Genomic DNA, 24,919 nt, shown 5'->3' with positions numbered 1-24,919 from the left:
GAGGGCGACAGAACCACATCATAAGCCTGCTGCCCACCCAATCTGCTTAATGCGTGCGGCGCTCCCAAAGGGTCTGCACCGCCAGCCAACCCGGTCCCACCGTCGCCACGAGCGCAATCAGAACGCCCCACACAAAATGAAATTCGATGGCCGACGCCGACAGATTGGCCCAGTACGACACCGCCGCTACCACGTTGACGAAGAACAGCCCCGCCGCCGCCAACCGCGGCACGATGCCGACCAGCATGAGAGACGGGAAGACCAGTTCGCCAAACGTGCCAAGCGCCGCTGCCAGGGCCGGGTGCAATAGCGGCACCTTGTATTCCTCCGTGAACAGCAGCACGGTCGTGTCCCAGTCGTGCAGCTTGGTCAGGCCCGAGCGGAAGAACACGTAGAAAAGATACGCCCGTGCGATCAACAAGATGAGCGAGCAGAGCGCGCTTTGCGGCCCGGCGAGTCGGTCAAGCGAAGCGCGGATGCGCGTGAGCGGGGCAAAGGTCGTGGCGAGGGTGTTCATGGCGTGTCTCCAGTGGGCGGTGTTGTTGGGCATGCGCTCAGCGCGAGCAGCCCCGAGCGATAGAGGGCTGACAGGCATGCGGTCAAATCAAAATCTGGCCGCTCAGCCAGCGTGGTTTCGAGCGCGGCCTGAAGCGACGGCGTCGCGTCGCAAGCTGCGAGGAACGTGGCCGTCGGGGCATCGAGATCGAGCACAGCAACGCGATGCCCGTGCACGGCAATCACAGCGGCTTCGCCCACACTCAGGTCGATTTCGTTGAGCGCGATCGTCGCGTCGGGCTGATGTGCGCGCCAGATCGAAACCACGGGCCATGGAGAAGCCACCCACTGCGCACCTTCGACCAGCCCGGCGCGAAGCGTGTCTGCGGGTTGTGCGAACAAGGTGGCGTTCGCCGCTTCCACGTGTGCATCCGGCGCGTAGTGCGCCCAGTGCACGCACCATTCCAGACGCGCCACGTCAGCCAGATACGGCACGCTGTGCGCCAACGGGGATTGCGCAATGACATCCGGCAGCGCATTTCCATAGCGATGCAGGTTCGGGGATGTAGACGCCTGCATGGCCAGCGTGTCGCGCACCAGCGCATCAAAGCAGTCGTCACCGACGAGCGCTCGGCAGACGGGATACGCCCCCGTCAGCGCATTGCGCAGAATTGCCAGACGCGCATTGCGGTAGATGGCAATACCACGCGCCTCTTCGTGGCTTGCAGGGGTGGTCAGTGCGCCGATAAGGTGCGCTTCCCAGTCAGGCAATCGCATGGCGTGGCTCCTGAGTGGGTGCGTTGGCATGGCGATCAAGCGTTGCTTGGGCGCGTGCCGCCTCGTCCAGCAAGACCTGCGCGGGCGGCAGTTCAGCATCCCATTCGATCAGTGTCGGGCGTGCGCCGTGTTTGGCAATCCATGCGTCGTACAGCGCCCAGACGGGTGCATGGACCGGCGCACTGTGCGTGTCGATCAGCATGCCGTCTTCCACACTGAAGCCTGCCAAGTGAATCTCGCCGACCAGTGCAGGGTCGATATCGGCCAGTACCGATTCGACGGTCACGCCATGGTTGACGCTGTTCACGTACAGATTGTTCAGGTCCAGCAAGATGCCGCAGCCCGTGCGCCGGGCGAGGGCGGTCAGGAATGCGCCTTCGAAGAGGGCCTCGTCGGCATCGACCAGTGCGCGGCAGTCGATGTACGCGGCGATGTTCTCGATCAGCAGCGGTCGCTTGAGGATGTCCTGTGCACGCATGACGTTGGCGCAGACGACATCCAGCGATTCGCGGGAATAAGGCAGCGGCAGCAGATCGTTGACGACCTGCGCACCGCTGCGGTTGAAGCACAGGTGCTCGGAAATGGCGGCGGGCGCTACCGCATCGGCCAGCGTAGCGATGGCGCGTACGTGCTCGACGTCCAGTCCATCCGCATTGCCCAGCCCCATGCCCACGCCGTGCAGGCTCACAGGCTGGTGCGCCCGCGCGGCGTGCAGCGCTGCGCGGGCGGGGCCGCCATACAGATAGTTCTCGCTGTGCACCTCCACCCAGGGGAAGCGGGCTTCCCCGTGCAGTAGGGCAGGAAAGTGCGGTGCGCGCAGGCCTGCGCCGGCGCAGGTTGGCAGAGCGGTCTGCATGGTGGTCACCCGGCGTCGCGCGTTACTTGGACGGAGCCTGCATCGTGCCGCCCATCTGCGCGCAGGTGCCGGCGGGCACGTATTTCCACGACATTGGGTCCTTGTCCATCTTCGATTGGCCGGCGCAGGCGTGGGCGCTGCCCGGGCTGGCGCAATCGTTCTGGCCGGCCTTGGCGACGCCGTAGCACTTTTCCTTGCCGGCGGCATCAGCGGCCTGCACCGGTGTCGACAGTGCGCCCAGCGCGAGCAGGCTACCCAGAGCGGCGGCGATCATGGCGTGTTGTTTCATTTGTGTTCTCCTTGAGTGGCAGGTGTCGTTGAACGGCGGACAGGGCCAAATCCCTCGCCGTACGGTGCACTGCGGCATCGCGCAGATGTGTTCCGTGCACCTTCGTCGGCGCACGTGGGCGTTCCTGACACGGAGAACAGAAATTTTTTTAATTTTTTTTTTGTGAGGCAAACCGCCAATAAAAAAGGCGACCCCAATGGGCCGCCTTCAGGCTGAACAGGAAGGATTTACCTGGCGTGCGCCGCGCGCGTGCGCGCCGCCTTCTTGGCGGCGGCGGATCGGCCGGCAGCGCCCTTGGTAGCAGCGCCCTTCTTGGCCGCCGCCGAGCGCTCGCTGCTCGAACGCTTGGAGGCCGCGCTATGCGCCTGCTTGGACAGCGACGACTTGGAAGCCGCCGAATGGCCTTCCTTCTTCAGCGTGCGTGTTGTGGTTTTGCTGCGCTTGGCCGTGGATTCCTTGCTCGCACTGGCGTGGCTGCCGGTCTTGTTGCCTGCCTTGCTGCCGGCCTTGACGTCATGTTCCGCCTTCTTGCGCGTGGCGGCCGATGCCTTGCCTTCCCCCGGCGGCTTGACGGCAACGCCCGCGCGGCGTGCCTTCGATAGACCAATCGCAATGGCCTGCTTGGTGTTTTTCGCACCGTGCTTGCCTTCGCGGATGTGATCCATCTCTTCCTTCACGAAGTTGCCCGCCTGGGTCGAGGCGGCTTTGCCGTGGCGCTTGTCGGCGCGCGCACGTTCTACGGTTTTGCGTTCCGGCATGATGACGTCCTCCGTTGGGTTGGGGCGCCGGCCGGTCGTGCTGTGGATCAGCCCACAGATCGACAAACCGGCAGCGCTTGCAAACAACCACGCAACCGGCATACCTGCATCGCCTGCGTTCAGCCCACGCGGAAATGCTCGATGCTCTGCCCTGCGTTGACGGCGCGCCGCAGCCAGTCGGGCATGTCGCCCGAGCCGTCCCAGTGCTGGCCGTCGGCGCTCATGTAGACCGGGCCGATGGGTGCGGATGGCGCGGGCGGCGGCGGTGGCGCGTCAAAGCAGCCATGCGCCTGCAAATCTTCGACAGACAGGTCATAGGTTTGCATTTGTTCCAGGATCCAGGCGATCGCGGTTTCGCGACCCGGCTCCGGCGGGTGACCTTCCTTCATCTTGTACGTATGTTTGGGGTTTCTGTCCGCTGGCTGCCAAAGGGAGAGAGAGGCAGGCGCAGGGCGCGCCGGGCGCCAGCGGAAAACGCACAAGAATAACAGCAGTTGGACTGCCGATTCGTGTTGCGAATGTGGGGGACTATTGCGTGTATTGCGTTATTTGGTAACGGGGGATTCGCCCCGTGCCCGCAACCAGCGATACGGCGACCACCCCAGGTTCATGCCCGCAGCCGCCAGCAGGATCGCCCCCGCACCCAAAAACTGCGCCAGTTGCAGCCGATGCCCGAACGCAACGATGTCCACCACGATGGCGACAATGGGATAGATGAACGACAACGATCCCGTCAGATGCGTCGGCAGCCTCTGGATGGCGCCATAGAGCAGGATGTACATCAACCCTGTATGCACCACGCCCACCGTGACAAGGATCACCCACGTATGCGCATCGGCCGGCGGATGCGACAGGTTGGCCAACGGCGCCAGCATCAGCACGCCCACACACACCTGGATGAGCGCAATCAGATGCGGCGGCGTACCGGCCAGCTTCTTGATCAGGAGCGCGGCCACCGCATAGGCAAACGCCGCGCCCAGCGCCATCGCAATGCCAGACAGGTAATCGGTCCCCATGCTGGCTGCAGGCCCCACCTGCACGATCAGTACGACGCCGATAAAGGCGATGGCCAGCCATGTGAGTTTGGCCGCCGTCAGCTTTTCTGACAGAAACAGCGCGCCCAGCCCGACCAGCATGAACGGCTGCGTGTTGTAGACCGCCGTCGCAATCGAGATAGATGCGCGCGGATACGCCGCGAACAGCAGCAGCCAATTGATGACGATTGCCACGCCGCCCAACGCGGCAATGCCCGCACGCCGCCACGTGATGGCGCCGCGCAGCAGCCCCAGGCCGGCGCACACCCCCAGCAGCGTCAGCGCGCCGAACACGCAGCGCCAGAACACAACGTCGGCCACCGGCTGGCCTGAGCGGACAACGAACCAGCCGATCGTCCCGGAGATGACCATGGCGGTGGTCATCTCGACCGTGCCGCGCGTCTTATCGTTCATGCGAACCACCTTGAGCGTTGGATGCAATCAGGATCGCATGCGGATGGGCTCACTTCCATTGCTTTTCTAAGGCAAAATTAGCGTTCTTTCTAATGAAGTAAGGCGAAATTCCAGAATTGGAGGCGGAACGCAATGAACACGATTGACGCGCTGGATCAACGCATTCTCGACGTCCTGCTGACCGATTCCCGCATCTCGCTCAAGCAACTCGCCGAGCAGGTGGGGTTGTCATCCCCCAGCGTGTCGGAGCGCCTGCGGCGGCTGGAAGAGCGCGGCGTGATCCGGCATTACACCGTCGACATTGACCCGGCGGCGCTGGGCTACACGCTGCAGGCCATCGTGCGCGTGCGGCCCATGCCGGGCAAGCTGCATATCGTGCAGAAGCTGATCGAAGAGATTCCCGAGATCGGCGAATGCGACAAGGTCACGGGCGAGGACTGCTTCATCGCCCGGCTGTATGTGCGCTCGATCGACCAGCTCGACCAGATTCTCGATCGCGTGGCGTATCACGCTGAGACCAACACCGCCATCGTCAAGACGCAGCCGGTAAAGCGGCGTGCGCCGCCGTTTGCACCGGCTGACTGACGTGCCGTCGGTTATGCGGCAACAGCGGGCTCCTGGATGGCTGCGCGAGCCATGGCGTGCCGCAGATCGGCAATCAGATCTTCCGGCGCTTCCAGCCCGATATTGAGCCGCACCAGGCGGCCGCGATAGTGGCGGTTCGGTCGCGCCAGATCGGGATATGGCATCACCAGGCTGCTCGTGCCACCCCAACTCATGCCGATCCGGAACATGCACAGCGCATCAATGAATGCGTTGACTTGTTCGGCCGAGACGCTTTCTTGGAACACCACCGAAAACACGCTGGTTGCGCCGGTAAAGTCGCGCTTCCAGAGTTCATGGCCGGGGCATGACGGCAGCGCCGGATGCAGCACGGTCGCAATGCAGTCCTGCAGATGCAGCCAGCGCGCCACCGCCAGGGTGGACGTTTGCAGGCGCTCAAGCCGCAGCCCCAGCGTTTGCAGGCCACGCAGCGCCAGGCTGCAATCGTCGGGCGAGGCGCCCATGCCCAGATCGGCAAACGCGCTGCCCACACGCTCGAACATCGCCTCCGAGTTGACCGAGACCGACCCGAGCAACAGGTCGCTGTGGCCGCCCACGTACTTCGTCAGGGCCTGCATGCTGATGTCCACGCCGTGCGCGAAGGCATCGAAATACACGCCGGCCGTGTACGTGTTGTCGAGCGCCACCGGCACGCCGCGCGCGTGCGCCTCAGCCACGATTGCCGGCACGTCCTGCACTTCCATCGTGACCGAGCCGGGGCTTTCGGTCCAAACAAGCATGGTGTTCGGCCGGATGAGTCCGCCGATGCCTGCGCCGATGAGCGGGTCATAGATTTCGACTTCGATGCCCATGCGTTTGAGCAGGCCGTCAGCCATGCTGCGGTTGGGCCCGTACGCACTGAACGGCACCAGCGCATGGCTGCCCGCGCCGCAGCAGGCCAGGTAGACGAGCGCGATGGCCGCCTGCCCGCCGGGGACGATAAAGCTGTGGCGGGCGCGTTCCAGTTGCGCAATCCGCACGCCGAGTTCAATGGCGGTCGGTGTGCCGTAGAGGCCGTAGGTGTAGCCGTGCTGCGCATGGCGCCAGTCGTCCACGACCTGCGCTGCGTTGTCGAACAACACGGTTGAACCACGGTAGACCGGGGTCACCAATGACCGAAAGCCGCCAGGGGCAAGCGTTTCGGGGCTGACGAGCTGGGATTGCCAATGCATGGGATGGACCTCTGCGAACGCGTGGACCACGAAATCCTATGTCACGTCAGCAGAGTAATTTCAGCTATTCTGACCAGCCAGACGCAAAAATTTCTCGCTCCATGCCCGTTATGGCCGCACAGAAATCGCTCGAACTCGACGCATTCGACATTGCCATCCTCAACGCTGTTCAGCGGTGCTACACCACGCCGCTGCGCGTGATTGGGGAGCAGGTCAATCTATCGACCGCCGCCGTGCAGCGGCGCATCAAGCGAATGGAGGAAGCGGGTGTCATCGTCGGCAACGTGGCGGTAGTCGACCCCGAGCGGGTGGCCAAACCCATCACCGTGATCGTTGAGGTGCATGCCGAGCGCACCAATACCGCTGCAATGGCTGCGCTCAAGAAGGCGCTCTCCGGCCCCGAGGTGCAGCAGTGCTACTACGTGACGGGCGAGGCCGATTTCGTCCTCATCCTGAACGTGGCCACGATGACGGAGTACGAAGCTCTGGCGCGACGCCTGTTCGACGACAACGACAACATCCGGTGGTACCGCACGGCGGTGGTGCTCAACCGCGTGAAGGTCGGGCTCGAGGTGCCGCTGGGCTAGCGATGCGTGCCGTTCCACCGCCTGCACAATGCGTCAATACGGGGATGAGGCTATAGTGCCCCGGCGCACCGCCTGATAAGGTTCGCGCGCCATAACACGTACGCTGGCACGACCGGCGTCCTTGAAGGTACCAAAGGAGCTCCTATGCAGAATCCAAGAACAGGCATGCGGTGGATCGCCGCTGCAATCGCATCGATCAGCATCACGACCGTCGCACACGCGGCATCCGTCGCACCCGTGGCCGCAGAAAACGGCATGGTCGTTGCGGCACAGCATCTGGCCAGCAAGGTCGGTGTGGAAGTGCTCAAGCGCGGCGGCAATGCGGTGGATGCCGCAGTGGCCGTGGGTTACGCGCTGGCCGTGGTCTATCCGGCAGCCGGCAACCTGGGCGGCGGTGGTTTCATGACGATCCAACTGGCCGATGGCCGCAAGACCTTCCTCGACTTCCGTGAAGTCGCGCCGAAGGGTGCCACCGCCAACATGTACCTCGACAAGGACGGCAACGTCATCAAGGGTGCGTCCACCAAGGGCCACTTGGCCGTGGGTGTGCCGGGCACCGTGTCCGGCATGGAGTATGCGCGCCAGAAGTACGGCACCATGCAACGCGCTGCACTGATCGCGCCGGCCATCACGCTGGCCGACAAGGGCTTCGTCCTCGATCAGGGCGATGTCGACATGCTGCACACCTCCACCAAGGACTTCCAGGAAGACGCCGCGTCGGGCGCGATCTTCCTGAACAAGGGGCAGCCGTTCCAGGTGGGCGAGAAGCTCGTCCAGCATGACTTGGCCAAGACGCTGCGCGAGATCAGCAACAAGGGCACCGACGGCTTCTACAAGGGCTGGGTCGGGCAGGCCATTGCTGCATCGAGCAAGGCCGGTGGTGGCCTGATCACGCAAGAAGATCTGGTCAGCTACAAAACGCGCGAACTGGCGCCGGTCGAGTGCGACTACCGTGGCTATCACGTGGTGTCGGCACCTCCTCCGAGTTCAGGCGGCGTGGTCATCTGCGAAATGCTGAACATCCTGGAAGGCTATCCGCTCAAGGACCTGGGCTGGCATTCCGCGCAGGCCACGCATTACCAGATCGAAGCCATGCGCCACGCCTATGTGGACCGCAACAGCTACCTGGGCGACCCGGACTTCGTGAAGAACCCGCTGGACCGCCTGCTGAGCAAGGACTATGCGGCCAAGATTCGCGCTGTGATCGACCCGAAGAAGGCGGGTGTGTCGAAGGACATCAAGCCGGGCGTCGAGCCGCATGAGGGCAGCAATACCACGCACTACTCGATTGCCGACAAGTACGGCAACGCCGTGTCGGTCACGTACACGCTCAACGACTGGTTTGGTGCGAAGGTGACGGCCGCCAAGACGGGCGTGGTCCTGAACGATGAAATGGACGACTTCACCGCCAAGGTCGGCGTGCCTAACCTGTACGGCCTGGTGCAGGGCGAGGCCAACTCGATAGCCCCGGGCAAGCGTCCGCTGTCGTCGATGAGCCCGACCATCGTCACCAAGGACGGCAAGCCCGTCATGGTGGTGGGCACGCCGGGCGGCAGCCGCATCATCACAGCCGTCATGCTGACCATGATCAACGCGATCGACTACGGCATGAACGTGCAGGAAGCCGTCGACATGCCGCGCTTCCACCAGCAATGGCTGCCGGACGTGACCAACGTCGAGCCGTACGCGCTGTCGGAAGATACGCGCAAGATCCTGACGTCGATGGGCCACAACCTGGGGGCGCCGCAGCCGGCCAACCACCTGGCGGCGATCATCGTCGGGGCGCCGTCGCTGGGCGGCAAGCCGGTCGGCAACAACCGCTTCTATGGCGCGAATGATCCGCGTCGCAACACTGGGCTGGCAGCCGGTTATTGATCGGCATTGCAGCACCCGCAGCACGAAAAAAAACCCGCCGAAACTTGGCGGGCTTTTTTCTTGGCGACGTTTATCCGGGTCAGGCCGCCGCAGTCAACACCGGCAGATTGCCCTCGCCAAAGCCGTGGTGCCCGCGCCGCTGCACGATCTCGAAAAAGATCTCGCCTGGATGGCGCTTGACGAAGGTTTGCAGGAACAGTTTGGGCACGCCATCGACGATCTCGCCGTCGACCAGGATGCCATATCGGCGCAAGGCTTCCAGGTCCAATCCGTGACGGGGCAGGCGCGCGTCGACGGTGTCGTAGTAGTGTGCCGGGGGCTCGACGAAGGTGAGGCCGTTGGCGGCCAGCGCGGCGGCTGTGCGCAGGATGTCGTCGGTGGCCAGCGCAATGTGCTGCACGCCTTCGCCGGGGTGGTCGGGCAGGTAGGCGTGCATGAGGTGCGCGCGGTGCGTGCCTTCTTCATAGAGCGGAATGCGGATCATGCCGCACGACGACACCATCACGCGGGAATCCGCCGCGACGTGCCAGTTGGCATGCAGCTCGTGGATTTCGCTGAAGCCGAGCTGGTTGCGGTAGAAGTCGATCCAATCCTGCAGACGGCCAGCGCCGACGGTTTGCGTCAGGTGGTCGACCCGCGCCAGCCCAACGCCGGCGTGGTGCCAGTCCTCAAGCGCGGTTGCTGCATCCAGCGGCCGGAAGTCGATGTCGTAGATGGAGATGTCACCCAGGCCGCCCTTGGCGCCGTGCTTGCCGCGCCAGCGGTCGACAAAATACAGATGCGTGTCGCCTACGCCTTGGATGGCCGGGATCACCAGTTCGCTCGGGCCGATCGGCTCGGCTTCGGCCGGCCATGCACCCAGTTCGACGGCGCGGTCGTAGGCGTGATGCGCATCGTCAACGCGGATGCCGATGGCGCAGATACCCACGCCATATTCCTCAGCCCAGCGGTGCGCGAAGGAATCGGCTTCGGCGTTGACGAGGAAGTTCATGTCGCCTTGCCGGTACAGCGTGACGTCCTTGCTTACGTGCCGCGCGATGGCCTTGAAGCCGAGCGATGCGAACACCTGGCCGAGCGCAGCCGGCGCTTGCGTGGCGAACTCGATGAACTCCAAGCCGGCGGTCTTGAATGGCAGGTCGGCGTTGCGGCTCATGGTCAAACTCCTGTGGCTGAAGCAAAGAATGCGGACACCGCATTGTGTACCACGCGGGTGGCAATGCGCATCCCGCAGTCGCTATGCGGCAGCTCTTTGTGGATCCGGCTGGCTCTGCAGCTTCGGTAGCCAAAGGAAGGCGATGGACGCCAGCACGGCGCCGGCAAGCATCATCGGCGCCACCATGGGCCAGGCACCGAGGCTGTGCGATGTGTCGTCAAATGCTGCCGCGGTCTGCCCGAGGCAGAAGGCTGCCAGCATCATGATGAAGCCTGACCATGACACCGCCCGCCCTGCAAGATGCGGCAACTCGCCCACCGCGCCTGCCTGGCCGCAAGGCTGGTGGATGCCGTGGCCCATGCAATAGACGCCATGCCCGAGCAGCAGCGGCCACGCCTGCCCGGGAAGCAGCCAGCAGCCCAATCCCTGAATGCAGGCGCCCAACAGGCTGAGCATTGCGCCTTGCTGCACAGTCCGCACGAGGCTCTGGCGGCGCAGCAGGCGCCGGCAACCGGTCGTACTCACGATATAGACGAGCGAGCCGCCGGCCGGTATCCAGCCATAAAGCTCGGGTGACAGGCCGAGGTATGCGATATAGACCATCGGCGAAAGCAGCAGAAAGCAGAAGATGCCGGCGTAGGTCGTGGCCGCCAGCAGGCCCCAGACGCGAAAGTCCGCGCTGGCGAAGATCTCGCGCATGCTGCCCGCCTGGGCGTGTGTCTCTTGCCGGGTTTCGGCAAAGCCGTACCAGCACATCGCCCACAGCACGATTGCATAGATGCTCATGCCCGCCAGCACCCACCGCCAGCCTGCGTGTTGCGCGACAAAGGCACCGAGAATCGGTGCCATCAACGCCACGAAACCCAGGCCCGTGAGGCCGCGTGCCATGACGTGCGGACCATCGCGCGCCGGGTGCAGATCGCGCACAGCGGCGCGGGCGCACACCAGGATGGCGGCCATCGAGAAACCCTGCAGGGCGCGTGCGGCGGTCAACATGGAAGCGGTTGTCGCCAGCGCGCCGGCCAGTGCAGCCATGGCATAGCACGCGAGCCCGAGCAACAGCACCTGGCGGCGGCCAAAACGATCGGCAAGGCTGCCCATCGGCAGTTGCCCGATGCCAAAGGCCAGCGCGAAGACCGTGAGGCTCGCGCTGGCCGATCCCAGCGTCTGGGCAATGGCGGGCAGGGCGGGAAGATAACTGTCGGTCGCAACCGGTTGCGCCGATAGCAGCAACGGCAGCAGCAGGGCAAAGCTCAGGGGGCGACGCGTCATCGGCTCAGTATGCAATGGCCGCGCTGCGCCGCAGCTCATCTGCGGTGGCGGTGCCGAAGCCGAAGAACTCCAGATACGCGGGAATCATCTCGAACAGCATGTCGGTGCCGACCTGGACATCGCAGCCCTTGTCGAGCGCTGCGCGCAGCAGCGGCGTGTACTCGGATTTCATGACCACCTCGCCGACAAAGCAGCTCGGCGCGATGCGTGCCACGTCGAAGGGCAGCGGATCGTCTTCCTTCATGCCGACCGGCGTGGCGTTGACGACCACATCGAAGCCGTCCGGATCATTCGACCCGGTGCGCACCACTAACGCGGGGTAGTGCTCGCGCAGACGCAGCCCCAGTGATTCAGCGGATTCTGCGCGCGTGTCATACAGAGCCAACTCGCCGACACCCGCAGCCGCCAGCGACGCGGCAATCGCCGAGCCGACACCGCCGGCCCCCGAGAGCAGCACACGCGCCCCTTCCAGTTTGCGCCCCTTGCGCAGCACGCCGCGCACGAAGCCGGCACCGTCGAACTGGTCGCCCAGCAACGTGCCGTCATCGCGCTTGAGCACCGCATTGCAGGCGCCCGCGATGCGCACGGCGGGCGTGACTTCGTCGACCAGATCCACCGTGGTGACCTTGTGCGGCATGGTGATCAGCGCGCCACGCAGGTTGGTAAAGCGGCAGATCGATTCGAAGCTCTGCGCGTAATCCTCTGCCTTGACCCCCATGGGCACCACAACGGCGTCGATGCCTTTTTGCTCGAACCAGGGGTTGTAGATCATCGGCGACTTGAACGTCTCGGTCGGGTAGCCGATGTGGGCGATGAGGGTGGTTTTTCCAGAAATCATGGTTCAGGCGTGCGTGTTTCAGGCGGCCAAGGCTCCGGCCCGCTGGCGGGCATATTCGGCCTTGTCGACGGGTTGGGCGGCTGGCTGGCCCAGGTCGTCCATATGGATGCGGTACGTCTCGCGTGCGGTCATGGCGGCCACGGCGGCAATCACCGTTACGCCAAAGGCAATGGCGCCCACGGTCAGCCAAATGTTGGTGGCGCCCGGCGGGGCCACGGCGGTGAAGAGGGCCGGCAGCATGGCAGTGATGGCCGTGCCGACGTTCTGCGAAATCGCCATGGCCGACACACGAGTGCGCGTCGGGAACAACTCCGGATAGAAGCTTGGGAACACCGCGTTGTAGCCTTGGTAGACCACGCCCCACATCAGAATCGAGATGACGAAGGCGAGCGGCACGTTCTTGATGCTGATGGCGTACAGGTAGGCAAAGGCGAGCAGGCCAGCGAGCAGCGAACCGATCACGATCGGCGGCTTGCGGCCGATGCGGTCGGACAGGTCGCCAACATACGGAATGACGAGCACCGCAACGATGTTGCCCACCACCGGAATCCACAGGTAAATGTCTTGGGCAAAGCCGATGCCGTAAGCCGGCTGCACCGCATAGGCCGCGCCAAAGATGGTCGCCACCACCGGAATCACGTTCATCAGCGCCATGCAGACCACGCGCAGCATGTCGGGTGTGCTGTATTTGAAGGCGTCGATCACGGGCGAGCGTGGGCGGCCTTGTTGCTGTTGCTCAGCGGTAAACGCGGGGGTTTCGTGCACTTCGCGGCGGATGACGTAGCCGGCGATGATGACGACGAAGCTCAGTACGAACGGAATGCGCCAGCCCCAGGCGTTGAACTGGTCGGCGGGCATGTAGTGCGCCAGCGGTAGGAACACGGCCGCCGCCAGGATCTGCCCGGCCTGCACGCCTTGCAGCGTGAAACTTGCAAAGAACCCGCGCCGGCCAAACGGTGCGTGCTCCAGGATCATCGAGCTGGCGCCAGAGATTTCACCGGCCACGGCAAAGCCTTGGATCAGGCGCATGATGACCAGCAGTGTCGGCGCCCACAGGCCGACTTGGTCATACGTGGGCAGCAGGCCCACGGCAATGGTCGAAAAACCCATCAGGAACATGCACCAGAGCAGCACGTTCTTGCGCCCGTGCGTGTCGCCCAGATGGCCCAGCACGAACGCGCCGATCGGCCGCGCGATATAACCGACGCCGTACGTCGCTAGCGAGGCGATGATGGCCGTCTTCGGATCGCCTTTGGGGAAGAAGATCTGCGGAAAGATCAGCGCCGCTGCGGTGGCGTAGATGAAGAAGTCGTAGTACTCGAGCGCCGAGCCGATCCAGCCGCTGGCGGCGGCTTTCTTCGACTGGTGCTTGCCCAGGGGCTCGTGGGCAGGGGCTGCGGTCATGGTTGTCTCCGGTTTTATCTGTGCGGCCTATCGTGCAACTCGTGCGATTCGTTCGATGAAGGGCCGTCTGTACACGCAACGCAGCGTAGTCCGCCGCCCGGGCGGGGCACAAGCGACTGCCGATTGAATTCGTTCGATAATCGCACAATGTGGTGCGAATAACGTACGACTCAAGGGTTTCTCCGAGTTCATCGGTCTGTCAAAGCGTGAGGTCTTGGTGCAACGGTCGTGCGCGGCGCGCTACAGCACACGCATGATCGAAAGCGCTGTGTCCTGCAGCACCTGCAGCACGCGCTGCAAGGCGTGCTCCGTTGTTTCTTCACCGACTTGCATGTTCACGCTCAACGCGGCGATCACGTTGCCGTGCCGATCCCGCAGCGGTACCGCCACGCCGCGCACGCCAATCTGCAATTGCTGTTCGACCACGGCGTAATCCTGCCGGCCCGCCTTGCGGATTTCATCGAACAGGCGGTCCCGCTGCAGGATGGTGTACGGCGTGTAGGGTGTCAGCACGCAGGTCTCCAGCCATGCCTTGACCTTCTGCTCGGGTTGCGCGGCCAGCATCATCACGCCGGCTGAGGCGAGCGGCGCCGGCACGCGCGCACCCAGTACGAAGCCCGTGCTCATGACTCGGCTGGTGCTGGTGCGCGAAATGAAGACGAGCTCCCAATCATCCAGCACGCTGAGGTACGCCACCTCGCCCACGGCGGCGGTCACCTGCTGCAGGAAGGGCTGCACCGTGCGCGGCAGGCGCGCCGAATCGAAGTACGACCAGCCCACCTTCAGCACGCGCGGCGTCAGGCTGAACAGCGTGCCTTCGCTGGTGAGGTAGCCGAGGTGTTCGAGCGTCAGCAGGTAGCGGCGCGCGGCCGTGCGGGTGAGGCCGGTCAACTCGGCAGCCTGGGTGGGCGTCAGGCGCGGGTGCTCGTGGTCGAACGCCTCCAGGATGGCGAGCCCTTTTTCCAGCCCAGCGATCCAGTCGCGCCGGTTCAGCGGTTCCTTCGTCATGGCGATAACCCTAAAAACGAGCGATATGTGCGCACGATTGTACGATCATCGCACGTTGTTGCGCGAATGCCGCTTGTGAATGCATGGTGCGCCCACCTACGCTGCGGGCATCGTCAGACCAACGCATTGCCATGAATTCGCCCCGCGCAGCGCGCCATCCCAAATGCATCGCCACCGTGTGCCTGTCCGGCACGCTGCCTGAAAAGCTGGAAGCCGCGGCCGCCGCGGGCTTTGACGGTGTCGAGATCTTCGAAAACGACCTGTTGAATTTCGACGGATCGCCGGCGCGCGTGCGGCAAATGGCGGCGGACCTTGGGCTGGCGATCATGCTGTACCAGCCCTTCCGCGATTTCGAGGCAATGCCCGGCGAACTGCTCGCACGCAATCTGGCGCGCGCCGAGCGCAAGTTCGACGTGATGGCCGAATTGGGCGTCGACACGGTACTGGTCTGCAGCAACGTGCAGGACATCGCCATCGACGACCCGGCGCGCGCGGCAGACGATCTGCGCCAGATGGCGGAAGCAGCGGCACGGCGCGGGCTGCGCGTGGGCTATGAGGCACTGGCCTGGGGGCGGCACACGCGGACCTGGCGCCAGGCGTGGCAGATCGTGCGGCAGGCTGACCACCCGGCGCTCGGGCTGATTCTCGACAGCTTCCATACGCTGTCGCTGGGCGACACGCTGGATGGCATTCACGACGTGCCGGCAGACAAGCTCTTCTTCGTGCAATTTGCAGATGCCCCAAAGTTGTCGATGGACGTACTGTCCTGGAGCCGGCATCACCGTAACTTCCCGGGGCAGGGTGACCTTCCGGTGACGGACTTTGCGCGCGACTTGCTTGCTGCGGGCTATACCGGGCCCTTGTCGCTCGAAGTCTTCAACGACGAATTCCGCTCTGCACCGGCGCGGCTCACGGCACTGGACGGCATGCGTTCGCTGCGCTGGCTGGAGTCCGAAGCTGGTGGTGCGGAACTGCCCGCGGCAGCTCAATTTGAAGGCGTGGATTTCCTGGAGTTTGCCGTGGATGCAGCGGCAGGACGGGAACTTGAAACGCGCCTGCGTGCGCTGGGTTTTATCCTTGCGGGGCACCATCGCTCCAAGGCGGTTGACCTGTATCGGCAAGGTGGCGTCAACGTGATCCTGAACATGGAGCAGGACAGCGCGGCGTCGGAACACTTTCAGCTGCATGGGCCGTCTGTCTGTGCGATCGGCCTGAAGGTGGACGATGCCGAGCGCGCCATGGCACGCGCACGTGAGCTGTGTGCCCAGGAGTGGCGCGGGCCCGTGGGGCCGACTGAGCGCAGCATTCCCGCGCTGCGCGCACCCGATGGCACGCTGCTCTATCTGATCGACGATCGCCATGCCGATCGCAGCATCTACGAGAGCGATTTTGTCTTGCATTCTGGCGTGCAAGACGGTGCAGCAGGTTGGGCATCGATTGACCACGTTGCGCAGGCGCTGCCGGCGCACCGGCTCGACAGCTTCGTGCTGTTCTACCGGGCCATCTTTGGCATGTACGCCGAAGCTGTACAGGAGATTGCCGACCCGTACGGCCTCGTGAAAAGCCGGGCGATGGTGAGCCCGGACCGCAACGTGCGGATTCCACTCAACGTATCGGAAAGCGGGCGCACGGCCACGGGCAGGTTCATCACCGCCTACGCGGGCTCGGGGGTGCATCACATTGCATTCCGCACTGAGCGGCTGTTCGAGACCATTGAGGCCATCGACCGTGGCGCCGCCCGCCTGCAGCACGTTCCCGAGAACTATTACGACGACGTTGCCGCCCGGCTTGGTCTGGATGAAGCGCTGCTCAACCGCCTGCATGACGATGGTCTTCTCTACGACCGCGACCCGCACGGCGATTTTCTGCACGCCTACACCGAGCCCTTTCGCGAGCGCTTCTTCTTCGAGCTTGTTCAGCGCAACGGCTACCTGGGCTACGGCGCAGCAAACGCTGCCGTGCGCATGGCTGTGCAGGCACAACTGAGCCGCGGCACCACCACTTCGGCTGACCACTGAGACACGAGAATTTTTGCGCTCACGGTTGTGCGGCCGTGGGTGCTATCCACGCAACACCACGGCTGCGCGTGCGGCCGTCGCACATCCATACCCATCACACCAAAGAGGAGACAAGGGAGCCATGAACAAGACAATGATTGCCGCACTGGTGCTCGGAGCCACGAGCCTGCCAGCGGCAGCGCAAACCGCAGGCGGTGTCACGCTCTACGGGCTGATCGACACCACCATCCGCTACAGCACGCACGAAAATGCGGCGGGCAGCAGCAATCTGCAGATGATGGACGGCGTGCTGACCGGTAGCCGCTGGGGCTTGCGCGGCACGGAAGACCTGGGCGGCGGCACCAAGGCCATGTTCATCCTGGAATCGGGCTTCTTCCCCGATACCGGCGGCAGCCAGCAGGGCGGGCGCCTGTTCGGACGCACCGCGGTGGTCGGCCTCGAAGGCGACTACGGCAAGCTTTACCTCGGTCGGCAATACACGCTGGCGCACGAGGTCTTGTCTTCGTACGAGGCGATGGCGTTTGCCAACAACTCCATCGTCGGTTATCAAGGCGGCAACTACACCGGCCTGCGTTACGACAACACGGTCAAATACATCAAGTCGTTCGGCGGGCTGCAGCTTGCGGGCGCCTGGACCTTTGGCGAGGCTGCGGGCAGCTTCAGCAAGAGTTCGGCTGGCGCCGGCTCGATCGTCTACAGCATGGGGTCGGCTGAAGTGGGCGCGGTGTACCAGGTCACGCGCGATGTGTCATCGGCGTTCTTCGGCGCGGTGCCGGCGGCGCTCGCCAGCAAGCAGACGGTCTGGGGTTTTGGCGGCAAGCTCGATACCTCGATTGCCACGTGGTACCTGGGCTATACAAACAGCCGCCTCGACGTGGCCGACTACAAGAACCAGGCCGCCTATGTGGGCGCGAAAGTACCGATCTCCGGCGCACTGAGTTTCATCGGCACCGTGCAGTACGACTGGATGAAGCACCTCGATGCCAGCGGCAAGCGCCTGACCACCGCCGGTATGCTCGACTACGCTCTCAGCAAGCGCACTGACGTCTACGCCGAAGTTGATTACACCCGCCTGCAAGGCGCCTGGATTGCACTGAACAGCGCGGCCACGTTCAACAACTCGGGCAACACGTATGGCAACAACTCGCGCCTGGGCGTCATGCTGGGCGTGCGGCACAAGTTCTGATCGCTTTGATCAAGAAAAAGCCCGCCAGAGCCTCGGCGGGCTTTTTCCTTTGTTGCGATCAATGCACCGGGCAGTCGCGCGCGATCACGTCACCCACCATTGCGGCGGTGGCGCCGGATAGCGTCCAACCCAGATGCCCGTGGCCTGTGTTGTAGAACACGCGCCCATGCCGCCCACGGCCGACGCGCGGCATCATGTCCGGCATCATCGGGCGCAAGCCCGCCCACGGCACCACGCGCGACGTGCCAATCGCAAAGTTGCGGCGCGTCCAGGCCACCAGGGGTTCGATGCGATCCGCGCGGATATCGCGGTTGTAACCGTTGAACTCGGCCGTGCCGGCCACGCGGAAGCGGCCGGTGCCAAGTCGGCTGGTCACGATTTTCGCGCTCTCATCGAGCAGGCTGACCCACGGCGCGCCTTGCATGCTGGCTTCATCGTCCAGGTGCACCGTGATGGAATACCCCTTGACCGGATACACGTTGATGCGATCGCCAACCATTTGTGCGATATGCCGGCTGCCCACGCCCGCGCACACGACCATCGCGTCGGCGGCAAGGTCCTGCACGACGTTCGCCTCGCTGGTGGAAAGGCGGTCATCCAGCGTGGTTTGCAGCAGGAGACGAACGCCGTGCTCTGTGGTTTGCACATCGCGCACGTCCACACCTTGCAGGAAGCGCACGCCGCGCTTTTCGCAGGCCTGCGCGAGGCCGCGCGTGAACTTGTGGATGTCGCCGGTGGCGTCGGACTCGGTGAAATAACCGCCGTAGTAGTTGCCCCGTAGTGTGGGCTCGATGGCGGCAATGTCTTCCGGGCTCACGGCGTGGCGCTCAAGCCCCCCGGCGATGAGCAGGGCGTTGGCCTTGCCTGCGGCCGCAAAGCTCGCCTTGTCGTGATAGACGTGCAGAATGCCGCGCTTCTGCAGGTCGAAATCGATCTGCTCCCGTTCGGCCATCGCAAACAGATGCTTGCGGGCCTCGATGGCCATGCGCGTGGTTTCGATAGTGTTGCGGCGGTAGTGCGCGATGCTGGCCACGAACTCGCCGATCCACGAATACTTATGCCAGGACGGCTTGGGATTGAGCAGGAGCGGGGCGTCGTTGCGCAGCATCCATTTGATGCCCTTGAGCAGCGTGCCGGTGCTGTTCCAGACTTCAGCGTTGCTGGCGGAAAGCTGCCCGCCGTTGGCGAACGAGGTTTCCATGGCCGGATACAGGTGGCGGTCGAGCACCGTGACCTGATAGCCGAGTTGCGAGAGCGTGTAAGCAGTGGTGACGCCGGATATACCGGCGCCGACGATGACGATGTGCGTCATGGCGGTCCCTATGGAGTGATGTCATGACCGGACGATCCGGTCGGCTCACCCCATCTGTCTTGGGACCTGAGAGCTTGGGCGCCAGCAGCGGTGGCGCCTTCCCCTTCGGTGGGCGCACGCGTGCACGCCTCTCTCCAGATTCGCAGTCGACGCCACAGTCCTTTTGCCTGAGAGTTTCCGGGGTGGTTGCTCCATCGGCGCCGGGCGTTGTGCGTGTGTGCGTTGAGCCCGGTCTCTCCTGCGGCGTGTTGCAGCTGTCGTTGGTGCGTCAGCCGCGCCTGCGTGCTGCCGGTGTGGGCAGCGGGACGGAGTGTGTCACGGGTTGTGACGTTCGGCAAGTCGGGCTGTCCCGGGGGCAACGGATGGCGTGTCGTCCTTCAGGTCCACGCCACTGCGGCCGAGCGCCAGCGCGCCTTTGAGCAGGAACACCAGCCGGGTCGCTGCCTGGTCATAGGTCAGGCCGGCCGGCCGAACATTCGAGATGCAGTTACGCTGCGCATCGGAGCACCCAACGCGCGGCGCGTAGGTCAGGTAAATGCCTAGGCTGTCTGGCGAACTCAACCCGGGCCGCTCACCGATCAGCATCACCACCTGCCGCGCGCCAAGCAGCGAACCGATCTCATCGCCCAGCGCCACACGAGACTGCGCGGCGATGACCACGGGGCCGATCGACCAGTCGCGCGGCAGACGCTCGCGCACGCAGCACAGGAGCGGCACGCTGTGGCTTTGCGCCGCCAATGCGGAAAGCCCGTCAGCAATCACAAAGACAACGTCGAAGGGTTGCGCTGGCCGCAACGCGCCGAGTTTTGCGCGGCTGGCATCGTCAAGCCGGCGGCCAAGATCGGGACGGCGCAGATACTGGGCGCGATCGGCTGCCGCGCTGTGCACGGTCAACGCCGTGAAGCCCGCCTGTTCAAGCGCGGCCGCCACTGCAGCGATATCGAGCGGCAAGTGCACGGCATCGCGCGCCTGGGCATGCGCCACGCCAAACGCGAGCACGGCGTCGGTCGTCTGGCTGTTGCCGGCGCGGCCCAGCGCAATACGTGCGTCGGTGAAGGCGCGCAGGTGTGTCCACGGATTCGGTTGAACGAGCGTGTGTTTCGGCATGTGCGTATTCCCAGCGGGATTCACAGCGCGTGGGCCAACTGCAGCAGCGGCTGTCGCGTCGTGGCGTCTTGCAGGCGCCCAGCGGTGTCGACAATACCCATGCTTTGCAGCCACGCCTCAAACTCTGGTGCAGGCCGCAGGCCCAACGTGTCGCGCAGATAGAGTGCGTCATGAAACGACGTGCTCTGGTAGTTCAGCATGATGTCGTCGGCGCCCGGCACGCCCATGATGAAGTGGATGCCGGCTACGCCAAACAGGGTGAGCAGCGTATCCATGTCGTCCTGATCGGCTTCGGCGTGGTTGGTGTAGCAGACGTCGCAGCCCATCGGCAGGCCCATGAGCTTGCCGCAGAAGTGGTCTTCCAATCCGGCGCGGATGATCTGCTTGCCGTCGTAGAGATACTCCGGCCCGATAAAACCGACCACCGTGTTGACCAGCAACGGCGAGAACGCCCGCGCCACCGCATAAGCACGCGCCTCCATGGTTTGCTGATCGACGCCGTGATGCGCATTGGCCGACAACGCGCTGCCCTGGCCGGTCTCGAAATACATCACGTTATTGCCGACCGTACCGCGCTCAAGGCCCCGCGCGGCGTCATGCGCCTCGGCCAGCAAGGCAAGGCTGATGCCGAATCCCGCGTTGGCCTGCTCGCTGCCCGCCACGGACTGAAATACCAAGTCCACCGGCGCGCCCTGGTCAATGGCGCGCAGTGTGTTCGTCACGTGGGTCAGCACGCACGACTGCGTGGGAATGGCGTAGCGATTGCGCAGTTCATCGACCAATTGCAGCAGCGAGACGATGGCGCCGAGATTATCGCCCGCAGGGTTGATGCCGATGGTCGCATCGCCGCAGCCATAGAGCAGGCCGTCGATGATCGACGCGGCAATACCTTTGGGGTCGTCCGTCGGGTGGTTGGGTTGGAGCCGGACCGACAACCGGCCGGGCAGCCCGATGGTGTTGCGAAAGCGCGTGACCACGCGGCACTTGCGGGCGACGGCGATCAGATCCTGATTGCGCATCAGCTTGCTGACCGCGGCAGCCATTTCGGGCGTGATACCGGGCGCGACGTTTGCCAGTGTCTGGCTGTCCGTTTCATGCAGGAGCAGCCAGTTACGAAATTCGCCCACCGTCAGCGAGGCAATCGGCTGGAAGGCCTGCGCGTCGTGCCGATCAAGAATCAGGCGCGTGACCTCGTCTTTCTCATAAGGCACCAGCGCTTCGTTAAGGAACGCCGACAGCGGCACGTCTGCCAGCGCCATGCGCGCGGCCATGCGTTCACCTTCGCTGGCAGCGGCCAGGCCCGCCAGATAGTCGCCGGAACGCGCCGGGCTGGCTTTGGCCAGGAGCGTCTTGAGATCGTTGAACACATAGCGCTGCGCGCCAATGGTCTGAGCGAAGTGCATGATGGGATACGCGGAAGAGTCCAATGACGGTGACGGCGGTGTCTATCCTGCCACTTTAGTAGCCTTCTATGCCACGGCGGCAATGTTCTAATACGCGTTTCCCAAACATCGATCTCTCCCTGCCAATGACTGCATCCGCCACACCGTCCCGCACACATCAAGCGGGCTCTGCCATGGAAGTGCTGGCGGTCTTTCTCAAGCTGGGTCTCACCAGTTTCGGTGGGCCGGTGGCACATATCGGCTACTTCCGGCGCGAGTTCGTGGAGCGCCGCCGCTGGCTGGACGACGCAACGTTCACGGACCTCGTGGGCCTGTGCCAGTTTCTTCCCGGGCCTGCCAGCAGCCAGGTGGGATTCTCCGTCGGGCTGCTTCGGGCCGGATGGCGCGGCGGGTTGGCGGCATGGTGTGGCTTTACGCTGCCTTCCGTCTTGCTGCTGCTGGCCTTTGCGATGCTCGCGCCGAGCTTGGGCGGCCCGATTGGCGCGGGCCTGATCCACGGTTTGAAGCTGGTTGCCGTTGCGGTAGTGGCACAGGCCGTGTGGGACATGGCACGCAAGCTCTGTCCTGACTGGCAGCGCGCAGGTATCGCGCTGATCAGCATCGCCGTGCTCAGCGCGTTGACGACCGTATACGCGCAACTGGTCGTGATCGTGCTCGGCGCCATGCTCGGGCTGGCGTTGTGCAGATCGTCCCGTCAGGCGAGTGGTGGTCCGAGGGCGGAGCAGGGGGCTGCATTCCGCGTGTCCCACGTGGCGAGCATCGTCTGCATGGTCCTGTTTTGCGCGCTGCTGTTCGGGCTTCCTGTCGCGACGGATCTCCATCCGTGGATGCCCGCCAAGGTGTTCGACGCTTTCTATCGTTCGGGCGCGTTGGTTTTCGGGGGCGGCCATGTCGTGCTTCCGCTGCTGGAGCAGCAGACTGTTGCGACTGGCTGGGTCGTGTCGAACGATTTTCTGGCTGGCTATGGTGCCGCGCAGGCCGTGCCGGGGCCGCTATTTACCTTCGCCGCTTTCCTCGGCTGGACGATCGGCCCGGGGCTGAATCACTGGGCCGGGGCTGCGCTTGCCACGGTGGGCATTTTTCTGCCGGGCCTGCTGCTGGTCATTGCCGCGCTGCCTTACTGGCAGGCGTTGCGCGCTCGCCCCTCCATGGCAGCGTTGCTGGCAGGTGTGAATGCCGCGGTGGTCGGGTTGCTGGCGTTTGCGCTTTACACGCCGGTCTGGACGAGCGCCGTGCGGTCATGGCTTGATTTCGCTGTCGCGGCGATTGCGTTTCTGCTGCTGACGCGATGGAAAACGCCACCGCTGATTGTGGTGGCGTTTTGTGCGGCGGCGGGCGTTGCCGCAGCCGTGCTGGGTTGAATCGCGCTCTCCCTACGAGCGGCAACCGGTAGCTGCGCAAAGGCAGCGGGTCATTCGTCCATGAGCCGAACCCTGACCTTCTTGCCCTTCAGCGTGCCGGCGTTGAGCTTGCGCAGCGCATCGCGCGCGATGCCGCGCTCGACCGCGACGTAGGTCGAGAATTCGGTCACGTTGATCTTGCCGATCTGGTCGCCGCGAAAGCCGGCATCGCCCGTCAGCGCGCCGAGCACATCGCCAGGGCGGATCTTCTCCTTGCGTCCGCCGAGAATCTGCAGCGTTTCCATTGGCGGCAGCAGCGGGGCGTCATTGCCGGTATCCAGCTCGTCGAGCTTGTGCCATTCGACCTCGCGCCCGAGGGCCTGCTCGATGTTGCCGACGCGCCCCATCTCATCCATGCTCGCGAGGCTCAGCGCCCAGCCGTTCTCATCGGCACGGCCCGTGCGGCCAATGCGATGCACGTGCACTTCGGGGTCGGGCGTCACGTCAACGTTGATTACCGCTTCGAGCTGTGCGATGTCGAGCCCGCGCGCGGCAACGTCGGTCGCGACGAGCACCGAGCAACTGCGGTTCGCGAACTGGATCAATACCTGATCGCGCTCGCGCTGCTCGAGTTCGCCATGCAACGCCAGCGCGTGGATGCCCTGCGCGCGCAGCACGTCAAGCAAGTCACGGCATTGCTGCTTCGTATTGCAGAACGCGAGTGTGCTCACTGGCCGATAGTGCTTGAGCAGCAGCCCGACCGCATGCAACCGCTTGTTGTCGGGCACCTCGTAGAAGCGCTGGCGAATCTTGCTGTCGTCGTGGCGCTCTTCGAGCTTTACCTCTTTTGGATTGCGCAGAATGCGCTGGCTCAGCTTCGCAATACCTTCCGGGTAGGTTGCTGAGAACAGCAGCGTCTGCCGATCAGACGGGCATTGGCGCACGACTGTCGCGATGTCATCGAAGAAGCCCATGTCGAGCATGCGGTCGGCTTCGTCCAGCACGAGCGTCTTCAATGCGCCGAGCGCGAGATTGCCGCGCTCCAGATGGTCCATGATGCGCCCCGGTGTGCCGACGATGACGTGTGCGCCATGCTCGAGGCTCGCCGCCTGCGGACGCATCGGTGTGCCGCCGCAGAGCGTCAGTACCTTTACGTTTTCTTCGGCGCGTGCCAGACGGCGGACCTCCTGTGCCACCTGATCGGCAAGCTCGCGCGTGGGGCAGAGCACCATCGCCTGCACGTCGAAGCTGCGCGCGTCGAGCCGTGCGAGCAGGGCCAGCGCAAACGCTGCAGTTTTGCCGCTGCCGGTCTTGGCCTGCGCGATCAGGTCGTGCCCCGCAAGCGCGATGGGCAGGCTTGCAGCCTGGATCGGCGTCATGTCGGTGTAGCCGAGCTGCGCAAGGTTCGCGAGCACGGCCGGGGCGAGCGCTAGGGTGGTGAAGGGCGTGGCGGTTGGTTCGATGGTCATGTCGTTGCGTTGGATCACTTGAGCGGCTTGCCTTCGATTTGCTTGTAGATGACCCGGCCGTCTTTGGTTTCGACGCGTTTGAGATAGTTGCGCGCGCCGCATAGCGCACAGCGGAACAGCGGTCCTTGGCCCTCATCCTTGATGACGACGTCGGACAGCTCCCACTGCGTGCCGCAGCTCTGGTTGATGCAAGTGAACACGGTTTTCTCTAAATGGATTGTTCGTTGCGCCTCGATGACGAGGCAGGTGGACCGGGGCCGCGAGCGCGCCGATGTCAATCTGGATCATTACCTCAACCACAAATGGCGTTGCCAAGCCGTTCGTAGGAGATTGCGCTGCCCTTTGGCTATGTTGGCCTGACAGGTGGGAAAGTCATCTCGTCTCGCGACGCCCACGCCATGCGCCCAATGCATCCTGTTGGTGCAACAGATTCGCGGCTACAACGTTGAGAGCGATGGAGATATGGGGCCGATCCTGCAGATCGTCACGTTTTCCCCGCCGGACTCTAACACACCCATTTAGGCCCGTAAGGCGCGGGCTAAGCCTCTG

General features: G+C 64.1%; 24 protein-coding genes and 1 riboswitch. Of the genes, 6 read left to right on the top strand and 18 right to left on the bottom strand.

From position 1 onward, the window contains the following. Positions 1-46: 46 nt before the first annotated feature. The 7 genes from DOD19_RS21725 to DOD19_RS21695 all read right to left on the bottom strand — a co-directional run bounded on the left by DOD19_RS21725 (position 47) and on the right by DOD19_RS21695 (position 4,623). Positions 47-517, bottom strand: coding sequence for a DoxX family protein (locus DOD19_RS21725; protein ID WP_024978726.1), 471 nt, complete (start codon positions 515-517; stop codon positions 47-49). Further along, on the bottom strand, positions 514-1,272 hold the full coding sequence (locus DOD19_RS21720; protein WP_112188053.1) for a DNA-binding domain-containing protein: 759 nt from the start codon (positions 1,270-1,272) through the stop codon (positions 514-516). The genes DOD19_RS21725 and DOD19_RS21720 overlap by 4 nt, the downstream gene beginning before the upstream one ends. Further along, positions 1,259-2,128, bottom strand: coding sequence for a DUF692 domain-containing protein (locus tag DOD19_RS21715; RefSeq protein WP_112188245.1), 870 nt, complete (start codon positions 2,126-2,128; stop codon positions 1,259-1,261). The genes DOD19_RS21720 and DOD19_RS21715 overlap by 14 nt, the downstream gene beginning before the upstream one ends. Before the next feature lie 22 nt (positions 2,129-2,150). Further along, entirely contained in the window at positions 2,151-2,417 is a 267-nt protein-coding gene (locus DOD19_RS21710) for a DUF2282 domain-containing protein (RefSeq protein ID WP_024978729.1), read from the bottom strand. A gap of 227 nt (positions 2,418-2,644) precedes the next feature. Beyond that, entirely contained in the window at positions 2,645-3,175 is a 531-nt protein-coding gene (locus tag DOD19_RS21705) for a hypothetical protein (protein WP_045204032.1), read from the bottom strand. 119 nt (positions 3,176-3,294) lie between these two features. Then, positions 3,295-3,564, bottom strand: coding sequence for an H-NS family nucleoid-associated regulatory protein (locus DOD19_RS21700; RefSeq protein ID WP_024978731.1), 270 nt, complete (start codon positions 3,562-3,564; stop codon positions 3,295-3,297). 156 nt (positions 3,565-3,720) lie between these two features. Further along, positions 3,721-4,623 (bottom strand): DMT family transporter, encoded by a 903-nt coding sequence (locus tag DOD19_RS21695; RefSeq protein ID WP_112188051.1) that lies wholly within the window; start codon positions 4,621-4,623, stop codon positions 3,721-3,723. A 132-nt stretch (positions 4,624-4,755) separates the two neighbouring features. Here DOD19_RS21695 and DOD19_RS21690 point away from each other — a divergent pair, with 132 nt between their 5' ends. Then, positions 4,756-5,208, top strand: a complete 453-nt coding sequence (locus DOD19_RS21690) for an Lrp/AsnC family transcriptional regulator (protein WP_112188049.1) — start codon at positions 4,756-4,758, stop codon at positions 5,206-5,208. 11 nt (positions 5,209-5,219) lie between these two features. Here DOD19_RS21690 and DOD19_RS21685 read toward each other — a convergent pair whose 3' ends face one another. Beyond that, complete coding sequence (locus DOD19_RS21685; protein WP_112188047.1) at positions 5,220-6,398, bottom strand: cystathionine beta-lyase; 1,179 nt, start codon at positions 6,396-6,398, stop codon at positions 5,220-5,222. A gap of 110 nt (positions 6,399-6,508) precedes the next feature. Between DOD19_RS21685 and DOD19_RS21680 the strand changes: the two genes are divergently transcribed. Both DOD19_RS21680 and ggt read left to right on the top strand, forming a co-directional pair. Continuing rightward, positions 6,509-6,985 carry an Lrp/AsnC family transcriptional regulator gene (locus DOD19_RS21680; RefSeq protein ID WP_024978735.1) on the top strand — a complete coding sequence of 159 codons (477 nt, stop codon included), beginning with the start codon at positions 6,509-6,511 and terminating at the stop codon, positions 6,983-6,985. Positions 6,986-7,129: 144 nt separating this feature from the next. Then, the gene (ggt, locus tag DOD19_RS21675; RefSeq protein ID WP_024978736.1) at positions 7,130-8,860 is read left to right on the top strand and encodes a gamma-glutamyltransferase; all 1,731 of its coding nucleotides are present in this window, start codon (positions 7,130-7,132) and stop codon (positions 8,858-8,860) included. Positions 8,861-8,939: 79 nt separating this feature from the next. Here the strand turns inward: ggt and DOD19_RS21670 are convergent, their stop codons facing one another. From DOD19_RS21670 to DOD19_RS21650, 5 genes are all read right to left on the bottom strand, one after another. Then, positions 8,940-10,013: a VOC family protein gene (locus tag DOD19_RS21670; protein ID WP_024978737.1), complete on the bottom strand. Its 1,074-nt coding sequence runs from the start codon at positions 10,011-10,013 to the stop codon at positions 8,940-8,942. Positions 10,014-10,094: 81 nt separating this feature from the next. Continuing rightward, positions 10,095-11,285, bottom strand: a complete 1,191-nt coding sequence (locus DOD19_RS21665; RefSeq protein WP_112188043.1) for an MFS transporter — start codon at positions 11,283-11,285, stop codon at positions 10,095-10,097. Positions 11,286-11,289: 4 nt separating this feature from the next. Then, positions 11,290-12,123: a ThiF family adenylyltransferase gene (locus tag DOD19_RS21660; RefSeq protein WP_112188041.1), complete on the bottom strand. Its 834-nt coding sequence runs from the start codon at positions 12,121-12,123 to the stop codon at positions 11,290-11,292. An 18-nt stretch (positions 12,124-12,141) separates the two neighbouring features. After that, positions 12,142-13,527, bottom strand: coding sequence for an MFS transporter (locus DOD19_RS21655; RefSeq protein ID WP_024978740.1), 1,386 nt, complete (start codon positions 13,525-13,527; stop codon positions 12,142-12,144). A gap of 240 nt (positions 13,528-13,767) precedes the next feature. Next, on the bottom strand, positions 13,768-14,535 hold the full coding sequence (locus DOD19_RS21650) for an IclR family transcriptional regulator C-terminal domain-containing protein (RefSeq protein ID WP_009240699.1): 768 nt from the start codon (positions 14,533-14,535) through the stop codon (positions 13,768-13,770). Positions 14,536-14,666: 131 nt separating this feature from the next. Here DOD19_RS21650 and DOD19_RS21645 point away from each other — a divergent pair, with 131 nt between their 5' ends. Together DOD19_RS21645 and DOD19_RS21640 are read left to right on the top strand one after the other, a co-directional pair. Next, a complete protein-coding gene (locus tag DOD19_RS21645) occupies positions 14,667-16,553 on the top strand; it encodes a sugar phosphate isomerase/epimerase and 4-hydroxyphenylpyruvate domain-containing protein (protein ID WP_112188243.1) in 1,887 nt (628 codons plus the stop codon). A 121-nt stretch (positions 16,554-16,674) separates the two neighbouring features. Then, positions 16,675-17,739: a porin gene (locus tag DOD19_RS21640; protein ID WP_024978742.1), complete on the top strand. Its 1,065-nt coding sequence runs from the start codon at positions 16,675-16,677 to the stop codon at positions 17,737-17,739. 58 nt (positions 17,740-17,797) lie between these two features. Here DOD19_RS21640 and DOD19_RS21635 read toward each other — a convergent pair whose 3' ends face one another. From DOD19_RS21635 to DOD19_RS21625, 3 genes are all read right to left on the bottom strand, one after another. Next, positions 17,798-19,051, bottom strand: coding sequence for a D-amino acid dehydrogenase (locus DOD19_RS21635; RefSeq protein ID WP_112188039.1), 1,254 nt, complete (start codon positions 19,049-19,051; stop codon positions 17,798-17,800). Between the two features lie 145 nt (positions 19,052-19,196). After that, positions 19,197-19,302, bottom strand: a riboswitch (glycine riboswitch). Between the two features lie 64 nt (positions 19,303-19,366). Further along, positions 19,367-20,158, bottom strand: coding sequence for an ethanolamine ammonia-lyase subunit EutC (gene eutC, locus DOD19_RS21630; RefSeq protein ID WP_112188036.1), 792 nt, complete (start codon positions 20,156-20,158; stop codon positions 19,367-19,369). Positions 20,159-20,178: 20 nt separating this feature from the next. Continuing rightward, positions 20,179-21,561 carry an ethanolamine ammonia-lyase subunit EutB gene (locus DOD19_RS21625; RefSeq protein WP_112188035.1) on the bottom strand — a complete coding sequence of 461 codons (1,383 nt, stop codon included), beginning with the start codon at positions 21,559-21,561 and terminating at the stop codon, positions 20,179-20,181. Between the two features lie 125 nt (positions 21,562-21,686). Here DOD19_RS21625 and chrA point away from each other — a divergent pair, with 125 nt between their 5' ends. Continuing rightward, entirely contained in the window at positions 21,687-22,922 is a 1,236-nt protein-coding gene (gene chrA, locus DOD19_RS21620; protein ID WP_112188033.1) for a chromate efflux transporter, read from the top strand. Between the two features lie 50 nt (positions 22,923-22,972). Here chrA and dbpA read toward each other — a convergent pair whose 3' ends face one another. Further along, positions 22,973-24,370, bottom strand: a complete 1,398-nt coding sequence (dbpA, locus tag DOD19_RS21615) for an ATP-dependent RNA helicase DbpA (protein WP_112188241.1) — start codon at positions 24,368-24,370, stop codon at positions 22,973-22,975. A gap of 14 nt (positions 24,371-24,384) precedes the next feature. Then, entirely contained in the window at positions 24,385-24,570 is a 186-nt protein-coding gene (locus DOD19_RS21610; RefSeq protein ID WP_024978748.1) for a hypothetical protein, read from the bottom strand. Positions 24,571-24,919: the final 349 nt, after the last annotated feature.

It is taken from the genome of Ralstonia sp. GX3-BWBA (genome assembly GCF_003290055.1).
In the GTDB taxonomy this organism is placed as follows: domain Bacteria; phylum Pseudomonadota; class Gammaproteobacteria; order Burkholderiales; family Burkholderiaceae; genus Ralstonia; species Ralstonia holmesii.
This window is presented reverse-complemented; position numbering and strand designations above follow the sequence as displayed.

Coding starts and splice junctions, on each gene's coding strand:
- DOD19_RS21635 (WP_112188039.1), bottom strand. CDS start 19,051: ATGACGCACATCGTCATCGTCGGCGCCGGTATATCCGGCGTCACCACT.
- DOD19_RS21700 (WP_024978731.1), bottom strand. CDS start 3,564: ATGAAGGAAGGTCACCCGCCGGAGCCGGGTCGCGAAACCGCGATCGCC.
- chrA (WP_112188033.1), top strand. CDS start 21,687: ATGACTGCATCCGCCACACCGTCCCGCACACATCAAGCGGGCTCTGCC.
- DOD19_RS21695 (WP_112188051.1), bottom strand. CDS start 4,623: ATGAACGATAAGACGCGCGGCACGGTCGAGATGACCACCGCCATGGTC.
- DOD19_RS21705 (WP_045204032.1), bottom strand. CDS start 3,175: ATGCCGGAACGCAAAACCGTAGAACGTGCGCGCGCCGACAAGCGCCAC.
- DOD19_RS21710 (WP_024978729.1), bottom strand. CDS start 2,417: ATGAAACAACACGCCATGATCGCCGCCGCTCTGGGTAGCCTGCTCGCG.
- DOD19_RS21655 (WP_024978740.1), bottom strand. CDS start 13,527: ATGACCGCAGCCCCTGCCCACGAGCCCCTGGGCAAGCACCAGTCGAAG.
- DOD19_RS21725 (WP_024978726.1), bottom strand. CDS start 517: ATGAACACCCTCGCCACGACCTTTGCCCCGCTCACGCGCATCCGCGCT.
- DOD19_RS21685 (WP_112188047.1), bottom strand. CDS start 6,398: ATGCATTGGCAATCCCAGCTCGTCAGCCCCGAAACGCTTGCCCCTGGC.
- DOD19_RS21670 (WP_024978737.1), bottom strand. CDS start 10,013: ATGAGCCGCAACGCCGACCTGCCATTCAAGACCGCCGGCTTGGAGTTC.
- DOD19_RS21720 (WP_112188053.1), bottom strand. CDS start 1,272: ATGCGATTGCCTGACTGGGAAGCGCACCTTATCGGCGCACTGACCACC.
- eutC (WP_112188036.1), bottom strand. CDS start 20,158: ATGCCGAAACACACGCTCGTTCAACCGAATCCGTGGACACACCTGCGC.
- DOD19_RS21650 (WP_009240699.1), bottom strand. CDS start 14,535: ATGACGAAGGAACCGCTGAACCGGCGCGACTGGATCGCTGGGCTGGAA.
- DOD19_RS21665 (WP_112188043.1), bottom strand. CDS start 11,285: ATGACGCGTCGCCCCCTGAGCTTTGCCCTGCTGCTGCCGTTGCTGCTA.
- ggt (WP_024978736.1), top strand. CDS start 7,130: ATGCAGAATCCAAGAACAGGCATGCGGTGGATCGCCGCTGCAATCGCA.
- DOD19_RS21715 (WP_112188245.1), bottom strand. CDS start 2,128: ATGCAGACCGCTCTGCCAACCTGCGCCGGCGCAGGCCTGCGCGCACCG.
- DOD19_RS21660 (WP_112188041.1), bottom strand. CDS start 12,123: ATGATTTCTGGAAAAACCACCCTCATCGCCCACATCGGCTACCCGACC.
- DOD19_RS21640 (WP_024978742.1), top strand. CDS start 16,675: ATGAACAAGACAATGATTGCCGCACTGGTGCTCGGAGCCACGAGCCTG.
- DOD19_RS21680 (WP_024978735.1), top strand. CDS start 6,509: ATGGCCGCACAGAAATCGCTCGAACTCGACGCATTCGACATTGCCATC.
- dbpA (WP_112188241.1), bottom strand. CDS start 24,370: ATGACCATCGAACCAACCGCCACGCCCTTCACCACCCTAGCGCTCGCC.
- DOD19_RS21645 (WP_112188243.1), top strand. CDS start 14,667: ATGAATTCGCCCCGCGCAGCGCGCCATCCCAAATGCATCGCCACCGTG.
- DOD19_RS21625 (WP_112188035.1), bottom strand. CDS start 21,561: ATGCACTTCGCTCAGACCATTGGCGCGCAGCGCTATGTGTTCAACGAT.
- DOD19_RS21690 (WP_112188049.1), top strand. CDS start 4,756: ATGAACACGATTGACGCGCTGGATCAACGCATTCTCGACGTCCTGCTG.